Annotated in this window: 10 protein-coding genes; 8 read left to right on the top strand and 2 right to left on the bottom strand. The window is 65.9% G+C overall.

Features of this window, described 5'->3' with window-relative positions:
* The first annotated feature begins 270 nt into the window (after nt 1-270).
* From ACWAT4_RS21020 to ACWAT4_RS20990, 7 genes are all read left to right on the top strand, one after another.
* Complete coding sequence (locus ACWAT4_RS21020; protein WP_449727935.1) at nt 271-5,475, top strand: alpha-2-macroglobulin family protein; 5,205 nt, start codon at nt 271-273, stop codon at nt 5,473-5,475.
* Between the two features lie 80 nt (nt 5,476-5,555).
* Nucleotides 5,556-7,676: a penicillin-binding protein 1C gene (gene pbpC, locus ACWAT4_RS21015; RefSeq protein WP_449727934.1), complete on the top strand. Its 2,121-nt coding sequence runs from the start codon at nt 5,556-5,558 to the stop codon at nt 7,674-7,676.
* 50 nt (nt 7,677-7,726) lie between these two features.
* Complete coding sequence (locus ACWAT4_RS21010; protein ID WP_449727933.1) at nt 7,727-9,469, top strand: ArnT family glycosyltransferase; 1,743 nt, start codon at nt 7,727-7,729, stop codon at nt 9,467-9,469.
* 1 nt (nt 9,470) lies between these two features.
* Nucleotides 9,471-10,316 carry a phosphatase PAP2 family protein gene (locus ACWAT4_RS21005; protein WP_449727932.1) on the top strand — a complete coding sequence of 282 codons (846 nt, stop codon included), beginning with the start codon at nt 9,471-9,473 and terminating at the stop codon, nt 10,314-10,316.
* A gap of 66 nt (nt 10,317-10,382) precedes the next feature.
* The gene (locus ACWAT4_RS21000) at nt 10,383-11,117 is read left to right on the top strand and encodes a glycosyltransferase family 2 protein (protein WP_212427404.1); all 735 of its coding nucleotides are present in this window, start codon (nt 10,383-10,385) and stop codon (nt 11,115-11,117) included.
* Nucleotides 11,114-11,452: a lipid-A-disaccharide synthase N-terminal domain-containing protein gene (locus tag ACWAT4_RS20995; RefSeq protein WP_183239273.1), complete on the top strand. Its 339-nt coding sequence runs from the start codon at nt 11,114-11,116 to the stop codon at nt 11,450-11,452. The genes ACWAT4_RS21000 and ACWAT4_RS20995 overlap by 4 nt, the downstream gene beginning before the upstream one ends.
* 36 nt (nt 11,453-11,488) lie before the next feature.
* Nucleotides 11,489-11,926, top strand: coding sequence for a DUF3592 domain-containing protein (locus ACWAT4_RS20990; RefSeq protein WP_212427405.1), 438 nt, complete (start codon nt 11,489-11,491; stop codon nt 11,924-11,926).
* Here ACWAT4_RS20990 and ACWAT4_RS20985 read toward each other — a convergent pair.
* On the bottom strand, nt 11,900-13,588 hold the full coding sequence (locus tag ACWAT4_RS20985) for a Na/Pi cotransporter family protein (protein ID WP_449727930.1): 1,689 nt from the start codon (nt 13,586-13,588) through the stop codon (nt 11,900-11,902). The genes ACWAT4_RS20990 and ACWAT4_RS20985 overlap by 27 nt on opposite strands.
* Before the next feature lie 133 nt (nt 13,589-13,721).
* Nucleotides 13,722-14,906 carry a cystathionine beta-lyase gene (gene metC / locus ACWAT4_RS20980; protein WP_212445630.1) on the bottom strand — a complete coding sequence of 395 codons (1,185 nt, stop codon included), beginning with the start codon at nt 14,904-14,906 and terminating at the stop codon, nt 13,722-13,724.
* Nucleotides 14,907-15,301: 395 nt separating this feature from the next.
* Here metC and ACWAT4_RS20975 point away from each other — a divergent pair, with 395 nt between their 5' ends.
* The gene (locus tag ACWAT4_RS20975) at nt 15,302-16,318 is read left to right on the top strand and encodes an amino acid ABC transporter substrate-binding protein (protein ID WP_212427407.1); all 1,017 of its coding nucleotides are present in this window, start codon (nt 15,302-15,304) and stop codon (nt 16,316-16,318) included.
* The last annotated feature ends 19 nt before the right edge of the window (nt 16,319-16,337 follow it).

Below are 16,337 nucleotides of genomic sequence, written 5' to 3'. Positions count from 1 at the left end.
TGCCGGGTTGAGCGGCAGCGAACTGGACGACGGATCACGTCGCCGGCAGCGCTGGCTAGCTTCCGGGACACGGCCGCCGGCCGACCGGTCCGGTATTGCTGCGCCTCAGGACGGCGTGCGCGGCGATAGCGCGATCGGTCTCCTCTGGGCCTGCCTCGCCATGGCGAATGCGACGTTTTGCACCTCTGGTTCCATCGCCTTGAGTCTGTCACCTTTCCGCGCACTTTATCGCCGCCGCGGCGATCGTCCGCGTTTTCCGGGAGTCCATTCATGATCGGTCTGGTTCGCGCCGTCACCTTCTGCGCCACGTTGGCGCTTGGCCTGAGCGCTGCACACGCCGCTGACAAGGCGTTCAAGCGCGACGATCTCGCTGATTCCGCCATCAAGCTGGAAGCCCAGATCAAGAGCGAGGCGGGGCCGGTCGCCAAGACCAACGCGACGCTGAAGACGGACGCCGACGCCGCCTTCCGGCGGAACGATTACCGCACCGGGCTCTCGGTGCTCGGCCAGATCGCCGCCACCACGCCCGAGGACGCCGGTAACTGGCTGCGGCTCGCAAAAGTCATCTTCCAGATCACCCCGAAGAGCTCGAGCGAGCAGACCTTCCTGCTGGAGCGCGCCTCGACCGCCGCCTATATCGCCTACCAGCGCGCTGGCAACGCGGGCGAGGAGGCGGATGCGCTCGCCGTGCTCGGCAAGTCGCTCGCCGAACGCAAGCTGTGGCGGCCGGCGCTGGATTCGCTGAGGCTGTCGCTCGACATGCGCGAGGTCGCCGACGTCCGCGGCAATTACGAGAAGCTGCGCGACGAGCACGGTTTCCGGCTGCTCGACTATACCGTGGACTCGGATTCGGCGAGTCCGCGCGCCTGCTTCCAGTTCTCGGAGGAGCTCGCCAAGCGCACCGACTTCGCATCGTTCCTGGCGCTTGCCGGCCAGGACAAGCCGGCGCTGTCGGCCGAGGGCAAGCAGCTCTGCGTCGATGGGCTGAAGCACGGCGAGCGCTACAACGTCAATCTGCGCGCCGGCCTGCCGTCGACCGTGAAGGAAGGTCTGCCGAAATCGGCCGAGTTCAACATCTATGTGCGCGACCGCAAGCCGTTCGTGCGCTTCACCAGCCGCGCCTACGTGCTGCCACGGACCGGCCAGCGCGGCATTCCCGTGGTCAGCGTCAATACCCCCGCGGTGAACATCAATGTCTTCCGCATCGGCGACCGCAACCTGATCAACACGGTGGTCGACAGCGACTTCCAGAAGACGCTGTCCAAGTACCAGCTCAGCGATCTCGGCAACGAGCGTGGCGTAAAAGTCTGGTCCGGCGAGCTCGCGACCGCGATGAGCCTGAACCAGGATGTCATCACCGCGTTTCCGGTCGACCAGGCGCTGGGTGAACTCCAGCCCGGCGTCTATGTGATGACGGCTGCGGCCAAGGGCCCGGGCAGCGACGATGATTACCAGCTCGCCACCCAATGGTTCATCGTTTCCGATCTCGGCGTCACCGCCTATTCCGGCAATGACGGCATCCATGTCTTCGTCAACTCGCTGGCCTCGACCGATCCGGTCGGTAAGGCCGAAGTGCGGCTGGTCGCCCGCAACAACGAGATTTTGGCGACGCGCAAGACCGATGATGCCGGCCACGTGCTGTTCGAAGCGGGGCTGGCGCGCGGCGAGGGGGGCCTGTCGCCGGCGATGCTGACGGTCACCGGCGAGAAGGCGGACTACGCCTTCCTCAGCCTCAAGACCTCGGCCTTTGACCTCAGCGACCGCGGCGTCGCGGGCCGTACGGTGCCGCCGGGCGCGGACGCCTTCGTCTATGCCGAGCGCGGCGTCTATCGCTCCAGCGAGACCGTCTACCTGACCGCGCTGCTGCGCGACGGGCAGGGCAATGCCGTCACCGGCGGTCCGCTGACGATGGTGATCGAACGTCCCGACGGCGTCGAATTCCGCCGCGCTGTGCTCGCCGATCAGGGCGCCGGCGGCCGCACGCTCGCCGTGCCGCTCAACTCGGCCGTTCCGACCGGCACGTGGCGGGTGCGTGCCTTCACCGATCCGAAGGGGTCTTCGATCGGTGAGACCACGTTCATGGTCGAGGATTACGTTCCAGACCGGATCGAATTCGACTTGTCCGCCAAGGACAAGCTGATCAAAGCTAACGCTCCTGTGGAACTTAAGGCGGACGGCCATTTCCTCTATGGCGCGCCAGCCTCCGGCCTCCAGCTCGAGGGCGACATTCTGATCGCGCCGGCTGCCGAGCGTCCGGGCTTTGCCGGCTACCAGTTCGGCGTTGCCGACGAGGAAACCACCTCGAACGAGCGCACGCCACTTGAGAACCTGCCCGAGGCCGACGCCAATGGCGTTGCGACTTTCCCGGTGACGCTGGAGAAGCAACCGGCCTCGACCCGTCCGCAGGAAGCGCAGATCTTCGTCCGCATGGTCGAGACCGGCGGCCGCGCCGTCGAGCGCAAGCTGGTGCTGCCGGTCGCGCCTGCGACGGCCCTGATCGGGATCAAACCGCTCTTCGGCGACAAGAACGTCGCGGAAGGCGACAAGGCCGAGTTCGACGTCGTGTTCGTCTCGCCCGAGGGCAAGACGCTTCCCCGCGACGGCCTCCGCTACGAGCTCCTGAAGATGGAGTCGCGCTACCAATGGTATCGCCAGAATAATTACTGGGAGTACGAGCCGGTCAAATCGACCTCGCGCGTCGCCGACGGTGACGTCACCATCGCGGCCGACAAGCCGTCCCGCATCTCGTTGGCACCGCGCCCCGGCCGCTACCGGCTCGACGTGAAGTCGAACGACGCCGACGGCCCGGTGACCTCGGTGCAGTTCGACGTCGGCTGGTATTCCGACGGCAGCGCCGACACGCCGGACCTGCTGGAGACCTCGATCGACAAGCCGCAATACGCTTCCGGCGACACCATGACCGTGTCGGTCAACGTCCGCTCCGCCGGCAAGCTCACCGTCAACGTGGTCGGCGACCGCCTGCTGACGACGCAGACCATCGACGTCAAGGAAGGCACCGCGCAGGTGAAGCTCCCGGTCGGCAAGGACTGGGGCACCGGCGCCTATGTGGTAGCGACGCTGCGCCGTCCGCTCGACGCGGCGGCCCAGCGCATGCCGGGTCGTGCCATCGGCCTGAAATGGTTCGGTATCGACAAGCAGGTCCGCACGCTCCAGGTCGAACTATCGCCGCCGGCGCTGATCCGACCGAATGCGACGCTGAAGATCCCGGTCAAGCTCGACGGGCTCAATCCGGGCGAGGACGCCAAGGTGGTCATCGCTGCGGTCGATGTCGGCATCCTCAACCTCACAAATTACAAGCCGCCGGCACCGGATGATTACTATCTCGGCCAGCGCCAATTGAGCGCGGAGATCCGCGATCTCTATGGGCAGTTGATCGACGGCATGTCGGGTACGCGCGGCCAGATCAAGTCAGGCGGTGACGCCGGTGCGGCCGAGCTGCAGGGCTCGCCGCCCGCACAGAAGCCGCTCGCGCTGTATTCGGGCATCGTCACGGTCGGCGCCGACGGCAGCGCCGAGGTCAGCTTCGACATTCCGGAGTTCGCCGGCACCGCGCGCGTGATGGCGGTGGCGTGGACCGCGACCAAGCTTGGCCGCGCCAACACCGATGTCGTGATCCGCGACCCCGTGGTGCTGACCACGACCCTGCCGCGCTTTCTGCTCAATGGCGACCACGGCACGGTCAATCTCGAGATCGACAATGTCGAGGGGCAGGCCGGCGACTACGTCATCAATGCGAAGACGGGCGGGCCGGTGAAGATGACCGGCAATCCCGCCACCACGGTCAAGCTCGCCGCCAAGCAGCGCAACTCGTTCTCGCTCGCGCTCGACGCAACCGCGGCGGGACAGGCGACCCTCGACGTCGACATCAAGGGACCGAACGGTTTGGCGCTCGCGCGTCACTATGCCTTCGACGTCAAGGCGGCGACGCAGGTGCTGGCGCGGCGCTCGATCCGCACCCTGGCGAAAGGCGAGAGCCTGACGCTGACCTCGGACATGTTCTCCGACCTCGTGCCGGGTACCGGCAGCGTCTCGGTGTCGGCGAGCTTGTCGACCGCGCTTGATGCCGCGACGATCCTCAAGGCGCTCGATCGCTATCCTTATGGCTGCTCGGAGCAGATCACGAGCCGCGCCATGCCGCTGCTCTACGTCAACGACCTCGCGGCCGGAGCGCACCTCGCCATGGACACCGAGGTCGACCAGCGCATACGCGACGCCATCGAGCGGCTCTTGGCCCGTCAGGGCTCGAACGGCTCGTTCGGCCTGTGGTCGGCGGGTGGGGACGATGCTTGGCTCGATGCCTATGTGACGGATTTCCTCACCCGCGCCCGCGAAAAGGGTTTTGTGGTGCCGGACATCCTGTTCAAGAACGCGCTCGACCGTATCCGAAACTCCGTCGTCAACGGCAATGAGCCGGAAAAGGACGGCGGCCGCGATCTCGCTTACGGCCTCTACGTGCTCGCCCGCAACGGCGCCGCGCCGATCGGCGACCTCCGTTATCTCGCCGATACCAAGCTGAACAACCTCGCGACCCCAATCGCGAAGTCGCAGCTCGCGGCGGCGCTGGCGCTGGTCGGTGACCGCAATCGCGCCGAGCGGGTCTATGGCGCCGCGCTCGACAGCCTCGCGCCTAAGCCGGTGCTGGAGTTCGGCCGCGCCGACTACGGCTCGCAGCTGCGCGATGCCGCAGCTCTCGTCTCGCTTGCCAGCGAGGGCAATGCGCCGAAGGCGACGCTGACGCAGGCCGTCGCACGGGTCGAGACCGCGCGCGGCCTCACGCCCTACACCTCCACGCAGGAGAATGCATGGTTGGTGCTGGCCGCGCGGGCGCTCGCCAAGGAGAACCTCTCGATAGAGGTCGACGGCCAGCCGATCAAGACCGCGCTCTACCGCAGCTACAAGGCGGACACGCTGAGCGGCAAGCCACTGAAGATCACCAACACCGGCGATGCGCCGATCCAGGCGGTGGTCTCGGTCTCCGGCTCGCCGGTCACGCCGGAGCCGGCCGCGTCGAACGGCTTCAAGATCGAGCGGAACTATTTCACGCTCGACGGCAAGGCCGCCGATATCAGCAAGGTCAAGCAGAACGATCGCTTCGCTGTGGTGTTGAAGGTCACGGAAGCGAAGCCCGAGTACGCGCACATCATGGTGTCCGACCATCTGCCGGCAGGTCTGGAGATCGACAACCCGAAGCTGGTCTCGTCGGGCGATAGCGGCACGCTGGACTGGATCGAGGACGGTGCGGAGCCGGAGAATACCGAGTTCCGCGATGACCGCTTCACGGCGGCCGTGGATCGCGCCTCGGATTCCAAGGCGGTGTTCACTGTCGCCTATGTCGTGCGCGTGGTCTCGCCCGGCAAATATGTGCTGCCGCAGGCCTATGTCGAGGACATGTACAATCCCTCGCGTTACGGCCGCACCGGCACCGGATCCGTCGAGGTGCGGGCGGCGAAGTGAGTGGCGAGATGAACGAAGCCGCGCCTCATATTCCGCCGTCATGCCCGGGCTTGTCCTGGGCATCCACGGACTGTGGCGCCATGGGCAAGGACGTGGATGGCCAGGACAAGCCCGGCCATGACGGAGCAAGGGGCTTGGGGCTTCGTATCCTCTCCGCTCTCGCGCTCTCGTTCATCCTCGTCATCATCGGCTTCGTCGGTTGGGTCTATTCCCTCGGCCCGCTGCCGCTCGATGAAGCGCGCCGCGTCTCGACCACCATTGTCGATCGCAACGGAAAACTGCTGCGCGCCTATGCCATGGCGGACGGGCGCTGGCGGCTGCCGGTCGAGGCCACTGCCAATGTCGATCCGACCTACCTGAAGCTGCTGTTCGCCTACGAGGATCAGCGCTTCCAAGCCCATGACGGCATCGATCCGCTGGCGCTGGGCCGCGCGGCATTGCAGCTCTCGACGCGCGGGCACATCGTGTCGGGTGGCTCGACCATCTCGATGCAGCTCGCCCGCCTGATGGAGCCGCGGCGGCAGCGCTCTCTCTATGCAAAACTGCACCAGATCGTGCGCGCGATCGAGCTGGAGCGGGCGCTGAGCAAGGACGAGATCCTCAACCTCTACCTTGCGCTGGCGCCCTATGGCGGCAATCTCGAAGGCATCCGCGCCGCATCGATCGCCTATCTCGGCAAGGAGCCGAAGCGGCTGTCGCTGGCGGAAGCGGCGCTGCTGGTCGCGCTGCCGCAATCGCCGGAGACGCGCCGGCTCGACCGCTATCCGGAAGCTGCGCGCATCGCCCGCGATCGCGTGCTCGACCGCATGGTCGAGGAGCATGTGGTCAGCGCGGACGACGCCAGACAAGCGAAGGCCACGCCCGTGCCGAAGCTGCGCAAGCCGATGCCGATCCTGGCTCCGCATGCGTCCGACAGCGCGCTGGCGACGGTCAAGGACGCCCCGGTCATCAAGCTGACGCTGGATTCGGGTCTTCAGAAGGTGCTGGAGCCCTTGGCGCGTGACCGCGCCATTGCGCTGGGGCTGAACGTCTCGGTCGGCATCATCGTGGTCGACAATGAGAGCGGCGACGTGCTCGCCCGCGTCGGCTCGGCGGATTATTTCGACGAGAGCCGGGCAGGGCAGGTCGACATGACCCGCGCCATCCGCTCGCCGGGCTCGACGCTGAAACCGTTCATCTATGGCCTTGCCTTCGAGGATGGCTTTGTTCACCCCGACAGCCTGATCGACGATCGCCCGGTGCGCTTCGGCTCCTACGCGCCGGAAAATTTCGACATGACGTTCCAGGGCACGGTGCCGGTGAAGAAGGCGCTGCAATTGTCGCTGAACGTGCCGGCGATCGTGCTGCTCGACCGCGTCGGCTCCAGCCGGCTGGCCTCGCGGCTGCGGCAAGCCGGCGGCAATCTCATTCTGCCCAAGGACGAGGCACCGGGCCTTGCCATGGGCCTCGGCGGCGTCGGCGTGACGCTCCAGGACCTCGCGCAGCTCTATGCGGGCTTTGCCCGACTCGGCAGCACCAAGCCGCTGCGCGAGATCATGACGGCCGAGGATGATCGTGAGCCGCTGCGGCTGCTGGACCCGGTCGCCGCCTGGCAGGTCGGCAACGTGCTGTTGGGAACCCCGCCGCCGGAGAACGCCGCCCATAACCGCATCGCCTTCAAGACCGGCACCTCCTACGGCGATCGCGACGCCTGGTCGGTCGGGTTCGACGGCCGCATGACCATCGGCGTCTGGGTCGGCCGGCCCGATGGCGCGCCAGTTCCCGGCCTGATCGGCCGCGTCGCCGCGGCGCCCATCCTGTTCGATGCTTTTGCACGCACCGGCAAGACGCTGGTTCCGCTGCCCAAGCCGCCGAAGGGAACCCTGGTCGCCGGCAACGCGAAGTTGCCGTTGCCTTTGAGGCGGTTCCGCCCCGTCGGGGACCTCGTCCGGACCGGTGGCGAGCAGGCGCTCCACATCCAGTTCCCGCTCAACGGCTCCCGGATCGACGTGGATCGTTCGGGCGGCGCAGAGGCGGCGGCTATGCCAATCAAGGTCGCCGGCGGGGTGTTGCCGATGACCGTCATGGTCAACGGAACCGCGCTGGGCGAAATCGACGGACGGCGCCAGCGCCTGATCGATCCACCCGGCCCGGGCTTTGCACGGCTGACGGTGATCGACGCCACTGGCGCCGCGGACACAGTTGTCATTCGAATTCAATGACGCTGGCTTAAGCGGTTGTAGCGATGGCGGTTTCAGCGTAAGCGGAACCAATGGCCGAGACCTTCCCAACTCCCCGTTTTGGAGCGCCCCGAGAGCCGAAAACGCCCGTGAATCCGGGCAGCCGGCTCGTGCTGATGCTCGACTTTGTCACCGCCAGCCACGCCCGTGCCGTGGGTTTCCTGGTGTTGTGCGCGCTTCTGCTGTTCCTGCCCGGCTTCTTCACCATTCCGCCGGTCGACCGCGACGAGGCGCGCTTCGCGCAGGCCACCAAGCAGATGGTCGAGAGCGGCGACTATGTCGACATCCGTTTCCAGGAGGACGTGCGCTACAAGAAGCCGGTCGGCATCTACTGGTTGCAATCCGCGGCCGTCGAGGTCGCCACAGCGCTGAAGCTGCCGAAGGCCGAATTGCGCATCTGGGTCTATCGGCTGCCGTCGCTCATCGGGGCGATCGGCGCGGTATTGATGACCTATTGGACGGCGCTCGGCTTCGTGACGCGGCGGGCTGCGGTTCTAGCCGCGCTGCTGATGTCCGCCTCCGTGCTGCTCGGCGTTGAAGCGCGTCTCGCCAAGACCGACGCCGTGCTGCTGCTCTGCGTGGTCGCCGCCATGGGCGCGATGGCGCGTGCCTACCTGTCCTGGCAGCGCGCCGAGGACGAGACTCATCCGCCGTGGAGCTGGCCCGCGATCTTCTGGACCGCGCTCGCTGTCGGCATCCTGATCAAGGGTCCGCTGATCCTGATGTTCGCAGGCCTGACCATCGTCGCGCTCGCGATCCAGGATCGCGATTCCTCGTGGCTGTGGAAGCTGCGCCCGGTCTGGGGCCTGATGTGGATGCTGGTGCTGGTGCTGCCCTGGTTCGTCGCCATCTTCTGGCGCGCGGGGGACGCCTTCTTCGCCGACTCCGTCGGCGGTGACATGCTGAGCAAGATCGGCGCGCAGGAATCCCATGGCGCGCCGCCCGGAATTTACCTGGCACTGTTCTGGATCACGTTCTGGCCCGGTGCGCCGCTCGCGGCGATGGCGGCGCCTGCGGTGTGGCGGGCGCGGCGCGAACCCGGCGCGCAATTCCTGCTGGCCTGGCTGATCCCGTCCTGGATCGTGTTCGAGGCGGTGCTGACCAAGTTGCCGCATTACGTGCTGCCGCTCTATCCGGCGATTGCGATCCTCACCGTCGGCGCGCTGGAGCGCAACGTGCTGTCGCGCTCCTGGCTGGCGCGCGGCTCGGCCTGGTGGTTCGCGATTCCCGTGGGCGGCTCGATCATCGCTGTGGTCGGCGCCGTGATGCTGACGCGGCAGCCGGCCTTCGTGGCCTGGCCGTTCATCGCGGCATCGCTGATCTTCGGCCTGTTCGCCTGGTGGCTCTACGACAACAATCGCGCTGAGCGCTCGGTGCTCAACGCGCTGGTCGCGGCGCTGATGCTGGCGGTCGTGGTCTATGGCATCGTGCTGCCGTCGCTGACGCCGCTGTTTCCGAGCATCGAGGTCGCGCGCGCCTTGCGCAACGTGACCTGCGTCGGGCCGAAGGCGGCGTCCGCCGGCTATCACGAGCCGAGCCTGGTCTTCCTGACGGGCAGCCAGACGCTGCTGACCGACGGGTCTGGCGCGGCCGATTTCCTCAGGCAGGGAAGTTGCCGGTTTGCGCTGATCGAGCAGCGCTCGGAGCGCAGCTTCGTGCAGCGCGCCGAGGCGATAGGGCTGCGTTACAAGGTCGGCGCGCGTATCGACGGCTATAATTTCTCGCAAGGACGCGCGATCTCGATCTCGATCTTCCGCTCCGAGGGCACCGAATAGGATGCCGGCTACCACCACCATCGCGCCGCGTGCGAGCTATCCCGTGCAGCTGGTCGCGGTCGCGCGGCACGCACTGGCGCAATTGGTGCGTACCCCCTCGCATTCGCGCCGCGCCGCGGCTGCGCGAAAGCTGGCGCGGCATTCGCTGTGGCTCAGCGCAGCGGGCGCAGCCCTGGTCATCGTGCTGATGCTCGCGTTCGATCGAACCGAGATCCAGTTGATGCCAGCGCGCGGCACCCCTGCGCTCTGGCCGATCCGCATCCTCACCGATTTCGGCCAGGACGAGTATGTGCTCTCGGTGCTGAGCGTTGCGCTGCTGATCGCGGCGCTCGTTGCTGCCGGAATGCACGGGACGCGGCGCGCGCTGCTGCTCGGCTTCGGTACCTGCCTGCAATATCTGTTTCTGTCCGTTGCCGTGTCGGTGTTCGTCGGCGAGATCCTGAAATATCTCATCGGCCGCGGGCGGCCGTTCGTCGGCGGCAAGGCCGATCCGTTCAACTTCATCCCCTTCGAGGGCACGGGGGCTTATGCCAGCCTGCCGTCGGGGCATGCGGTGACGGCGTTCGCTCTGGCCTTTGCAGTCTCGGCGCTTTGGCCACGCCTGCGCATGTTCATGTACACTTACGCAATCGTGATCCTGCTGACGCGCCTCGTGCTGCTTGCGCATCACCCGAGCGACGTCACGGCCGGCGCCCTGGTCGGCGTGGTCGGGGCGATGGCGGTCCGCTACTGGTTTGCGGCGCGGCGCCTCGCATTTGCCATCCAGGCCGACGGCACCATCGTGCCGCTTCCGGGCCCGCTTCCCGGGCGCCTCAAAAGGGTTGCCCGCGGCCCCTCCGCCCCATAAAAGCGGCTGCCTGCCGGGGCCGCCGGTTCCTCAGGTCGCAGGCCAATCCAACCACGAGCGCCCGATTTGTCGTCGTCCCAGCCTTCGGTTTCCATCGTTGTCCCCGTGCGCAACGAAGCCGGCAACATTGCGCCCCTGATCGAGGAGATCACGGCCGCGCTCGATGACCGCTGGGCCTATGAGATCATCTATGTCAACGACGGCTCGACCGATGCGACCGGCGAGCGGCTCGCAGGCATCATGGCGCAGCGGGACAATCTGCGGCAGTTGCGTCATACGAAATCGGCCGGCCAGTCGGCGGCGGTGCGCAGCGGCGTTCGCGCGGCGCGCGGCACGATCGTGGCGACGCTCGATGGTGACGGCCAGAACAATCCGGCCTTCCTGCCGGACCTGATCGCGGCGGTCGAGAAGGGGGCCAATGTCGGGCTTGCCGCGGGACAACGCGTCGGGCGCAAGGATACCGGCTTCAAGAAATTCCAGTCGCGGGTCGCCAACAAGGTCCGCAACGCCATCCTGAAAGACGGCACGCGAGACACCGGCTGCGGGCTGAAGGCGTTCCGGCGCGAGGTCTTCCTGATGATGCCCTATTTCGACGGGCTGCATCGGTTTCTGCCGGCGCTGATCCGCCGCGAAGGTTATGACATCGCCTATGTCGACGTGATCGACCGACCGCGCCATTCTGGCGTATCCAATTACGGGTTCTTCGACCGGCTGTGGATCGGGATCATGGATCTCGCCGGCGTGTGGTGGCTGATCCGCCGCAAAAAGCCGACGCCGGAAGTGACTGAGGTGAAGCCATGATCATCCAATACGGCCAGGCGCTGAGCAACTATCTCTACGATGTTTTCGTCGCCAAGTTCGATTTCTGGCTCGCCTTCGGCCTGGTCGCGCAACTGTTCTTCACGGCGCGCTTCCTGGTGCAATGGATCGCGAGCGAGCGCGCCGGCAATAGCGTGGTGCCGATGGCGTTCTGGTTCTGCTCGATGGGCGGTGGCCTCATGACGCTGGTCTACGGCGTCGTGAAGCGAGAGCCCGTCATCATCCTCGGGCAGGCACTGGCGACGATCATCTATGTCCGCAACATCATGCTGATCATCAAGAACCGCGGCCGCACGTCGAAGACGCTGGAGCGTTGATCGCGGTCGCGTGAACATGCAAATCTCCGGATAAGCATGGGCAAATTTGCGATAGTCCTCTATCTCTCGGTACTTTTGGTCGGCCTGGTCCTGCTCGGTCTCGGCCTTTTCGATCTGGGTCGCACGATCGCATTTCTCGCCAGAGCCGAGCAGACAGAGGCGCGCTTCGCCGGCGCCATCGCACGAAGCGGCGGAAATCATGGCGGGACGTTTCTCTATCCGACGTTCCAGTTCGTAACGCGCGATGGCCGCGCCATGACCGTCACATCCCCGTCGGGTTCGACCGCACAGCCCTATGCCGATGGCGAACGGGTCGGGATCGCCTACGATCCGCAGCGGCCCGAGGATGCGCGCCTGCTATCGTTCCTGACCCTGTGGATCGCCCCGACGCTGCTGTGCGCGGCGGGACTGCTGCTTCTCGCGGGTGCGGTGCTGGTTCGCTTGGCCCTAGCGCGGCAGCGCCGTCGCGCCTGACGCGGGCAGGGCGGCGGCCTCCGCCTCGGTCCGGCGATAGGGCTCGCCGGCCGCATCCAGCACGGGATAGGCGACCGAACAGATATGCGAGTGGATGCGGCGCAGGTCGCGCAGCACGTCCAGATGCAGCGACGTGGTCTCGATGGTCTCGGGGCGGCCCTCGCGCAGGCGGTCGAGATGGCGTTCGACCGCCGCGAGCTCGGTGTTCTTCAGCGCCGTCTTTTCCACCAGCAGCTTGCGGGCCTCGTTGGCATCGCCCGACATGAACACGCCGAAGGCGATCCGCAGCGAGTCCATCGTGCGCTTGTGGAAGGCGGCGAGCTCGTCGGCACCCTCGGGCGAGAACTGGAAGCGCCGCTTGATCTTCTTGGTGGCGAGCTCGCTTAAATTCTTGTCGATGATGTCGCCGATATGTTCGAGGTTGATGGCGAAGGAGATGATCTCCATCGCGCGCCGGCCCTCGCTCTCGTCGAGGCTGCCGCGGGTCAGCTTCGTGACATAGAGCTTGATGGCCTCGTCGAGGCTGTCGACGACATTGTCCGTCTTCGAGACCTGGTCGACCAGCGAGCGATCGCCCGTCATCATCGCGGCCATCACCTTGCGCAGCATGGTTTCGACGAGATCACCCATGCGCAGGGTCTCGCGGGCGGCATCGGCGAGTGCGAGCGAGGGCGTCTCCAGCGCGGTCTCGTCGAGATAGCGCGGCCGGGCCGGATCGGTTTCCTGCACGCGATCGGGCAGCAGGCGGGTCAGCAGGCGCGACACGGCGTCGAGCAAGCCGATGAAGATGACGGCCGTGCCGACGTTGAAGGCGATGTGGAAGGCCGCAATCATCTTGGCAGGGTCGGGCTGCCACGCATGCATGTGGCCCGCGATCGTGCCCAGGAACGGCAGTACGAGCGCCATGCCGACGACACGATTGATGAGATTGCCGACCGGGAGACGATAGCTCGCGGGATCGTCGCGCCTTGCGCCTTCGAACACGGGGTTGACGGCGCTGCCGAGATTGGCCCCGAGCACCAGCGCCAGCGCCGCATCGGGTGTGATGAACTGCGAATAGGCCAGCGACATGATCAGCAGCACGCTGGCGACGCTCGAATGCACGGCCCATGTGAGCACCGCGGCGACAATGATGCAAAGAATGGGGTCGCCGGTGATGGCCGACATCACGACGCGCACACCGGGGGCGTTCTCCGCCGGCGCCAGCGTGTCGAGCAGGATATGCAGCGACAGCAGCATCAATCCGAGGCCGATGAAAAGCCGACCAATATCCTTGATCCGCGAGCGCGGGCCGGAGCGGAAGGCGACGAGGCCGAGCACGAACAGCACGGGGGCAATGGCTGCGATATTGAACGACAGCGCCTGCACGATCAGCGTCGTGCCGACATTGGCTCCCAGCATGATGGCGAGCGCGGCGACGAGGCTGAGGAGGCCCTCGGCGGCAAAGGAGCTGGTGAGGAGCGCGGTCGCCGTGCTGCTCTGAAGCAGCGCGGTCAGGCCCAGGCCCGCGCCAAATGCGCTGAAGCGGTTGCCGAGCGCCTTGCCGAGCAGGCGTCGCAGATCGGGGCCAAAGGCACGCAGGATGCCGCTCTGGACCATGTGCAGGCCCCACAGCAGCAACGCTACGCCGCCCATTAGATCGAGCAGAACCAACGTTCCCATGCTCCGTGTCCGGATGAGAGTCGACTGGTGAGGCTAGCGCCAATTGCTTGAGGTTCAAACCATTTGTTGGCGCATCTGCGTTAACGTTTGCGTCGATTGCTCGTTCCCGCGGCGCTTTGCCCTGTGAGCAGGCTCACATTGCCGCTTTGAGGGCAGCAAAGCCGCGATCGAGATCGACCTTGAGATCGTCGACGCTCTCAAGCCCGATGTGGAGTCGCAGCGTCGGGCCGCCTGGCGCCCACTTGGTGGCGGTGCGATAGGCATCGCAATCGAAGGGAATCGCAAGGCTCTCGAAGCCGCCCCAGGAAAAGCCCATGCCGAACAGCTTCAGCGTGTTGAGCATGGTGTCGACGGCCTTTTGCGGGGCCGGCTTCAGCACGATGCTGAACAAGCCCGAGGCGCCGGTGAAGTCCCGTTTCCAGATCGCATGGCCCGGATCGGTCTCGAGCCCCGGATGCAGGACGCGCGCGACTTCGGGGCGGCCAGCCAGCCAGCGCGCCATGTCGAGGCCGGAGCGATGATGCTGCGCGAGGCGCACCGACAGCGTGCGCAGGCCGCGCAGCGCGAGGAAGACGTCATCAGGGCCGGCGCAGACGCCGAGCAGGCGGATGCCTTCCGTGATCTGCGGCCAGGCCTTGGCGTTGGCCGAGATGGTGCCGAACATGATGTCGGAATGGCCGCCGATATATTTGGTGGCGGCCTGCATGCTGATGTCGACGCCTTGCTCGAGCGATCGATGAAAGAGCGGCGTTGCCCAGGTGTTGTCGTCGATGACGAGCGCATCGCGCGCATGGGCGACCTCGGCAATGGCACGAATGTCCGGCATCTCGAACGATTGCGAGCCGGGCGCCTCGACCAGCACGGCGCGGGTGTTGGGCTTGAACAGCTTTTCGATGCCGGCGCCGATCAGCGGATCGAAATAGGTGGTCTCGACGCCGTAGCGGGCGAGCATGCCGTTGCAGAAATTGCGCGAAGGCCGGTAGACATTGTCGCAGACCAGCAGATGGTCGCCGGTCTTCAGCACCGAGAGCAGGGTGGTGGAGATCGCCGACAGGCCCGACGGCACGATGCCGACGCCGGCGCATTGCGGCCCCTCCAGCGCCATCAGCGTGTCCTGGAATGCCCGCGTCGTCGGGGTGCCGTGGCGGCCATAGGTGAACTCGCCGCGATGGGCATGGAGGTCCTCGGCGGTCGGATAGAGCACGGTCGAGCCGTGGAACACCGGCGGATTGACGAACCCCTTCTGGGCCTTGGTGTCGCGGCCGGAGGTGACCAGCCGGGTTTCGGCATGTTGCTGTGCGGGGTGCGAGGAATCCATGCGTCTGCTTTCAAAAAGCGCGTTGCCGCCGGGCGCGGATCGCCGGTCGGGACGGCCTGGAGGGCCGCCGACGTTAATAACAGAGCACAGAAGAGTCCCGTCAACCCCTTGACCCGGCTCGTCAGTCGTTCTGTGATGCGCGGGTGCTATTCAGTCGCCGCATGTTGAGGGGCAGCCGCGACCTTCGATCCATCGTCTGACCGGACCTTGCGTCACAGCCGTCATGGCGGGCGCCTGCGGCGGGGATTAGGGTATGGCCTCTCGGGATGGGCGAGTGTTCGGCAAGGTTTCCAGCATGACTCTTGCAAGGCAGGTCCCAATAGAATTTGCCCTGGCAGAGACGATCCTGAGACAACATTCCTGACCTTGAGACGACCTTGAAAGGCCTTCAGCCCATGAAACGCGTAACCCTGGCTCTCTCCCTTGCTCTCGCCGCCGGCCTCTCTGCCCAAGCCGCCGACGCGCAAACGCTCAAGACCATCAAGGACCGGGGCATGCTGTCCTGCGGCGTCAGCCAGGGCCTGCCCGGCTTCTCCTCGCCCGACGACAAGGGCAACTGGACCGGCCTTGACGTCGACGTCTGCCGTGCGATCGCGGCGGTGGTCTTGAACGATCCGACCAAGATCAAGTTCGTGCCCCTGTCGGCCAAGGACCGCTTCACGGCGCTCCAATCCGGCGAGATCGACGTGCTGTCGCGCAACACCACCTGGACGGTTTCGCGCGACACCTCGCTTGGCGCCAACTTCACCGGCGTCACCTATTATGACGGGCAGGGCTTCATGGTGAAGAAGTCGCTCAAGGTCAATTCCGCGCTGGAGCTCAACAGCGCCTCCGTTTGCGTCCAGACCGGCACCACCACCGAGCTGAACCTTGCCGACTACTTCAAGGCCAACAACATGAAGTATGAGGTGATCGCGTTCGGCACGATCGACGAAGCGGTCAAGGCCTACGAGTCCGGGCGCTGCGACGTCTTCACCGACGATTCATCCGGACTCTATGCCAGCCGCCTGAAGCTGACGAATCCCGCCGATCACATCGTGCTGCCCGAGATCATTTCGAAGGAGCCGCTGGGTCCGATGGTGCGCCACGGCGACGATCAGTGGTTCGACGTGGTGAAATGGACGCTGTTTGCGATGGTCACGGCCGAGGAGCTCGGCATCACCCAGAAGAATGTCGACGAAATGGCGAAATCCGACAAGCCGGAGCTGAAGCGGGTGCTCGGCACCGACGGCAATCTCGGCGAACAGCTTGGCCTCACCAAGGACTGGGTGATCCGGATAGTGAAGGCGGTCGGCAATTACGGAGAGTCGTTCGATCGTAATGTCGGCGCCGGCTCCCCGCTCAAGATCAGCCGCGGCATCAACAGCCTCTGGACCAAGGGCGGCCTGCAATACGCGCCGCCGATCCGCTGATCGGCAAGCTGTAGGCTGT

This window comes from Bradyrhizobium sp. T-1 (genome assembly GCF_053592855.1).
The sequence above is the reverse complement of the archived record's forward strand: the minus strand, read 5'-3'. Positions and strand labels throughout refer to the sequence as shown.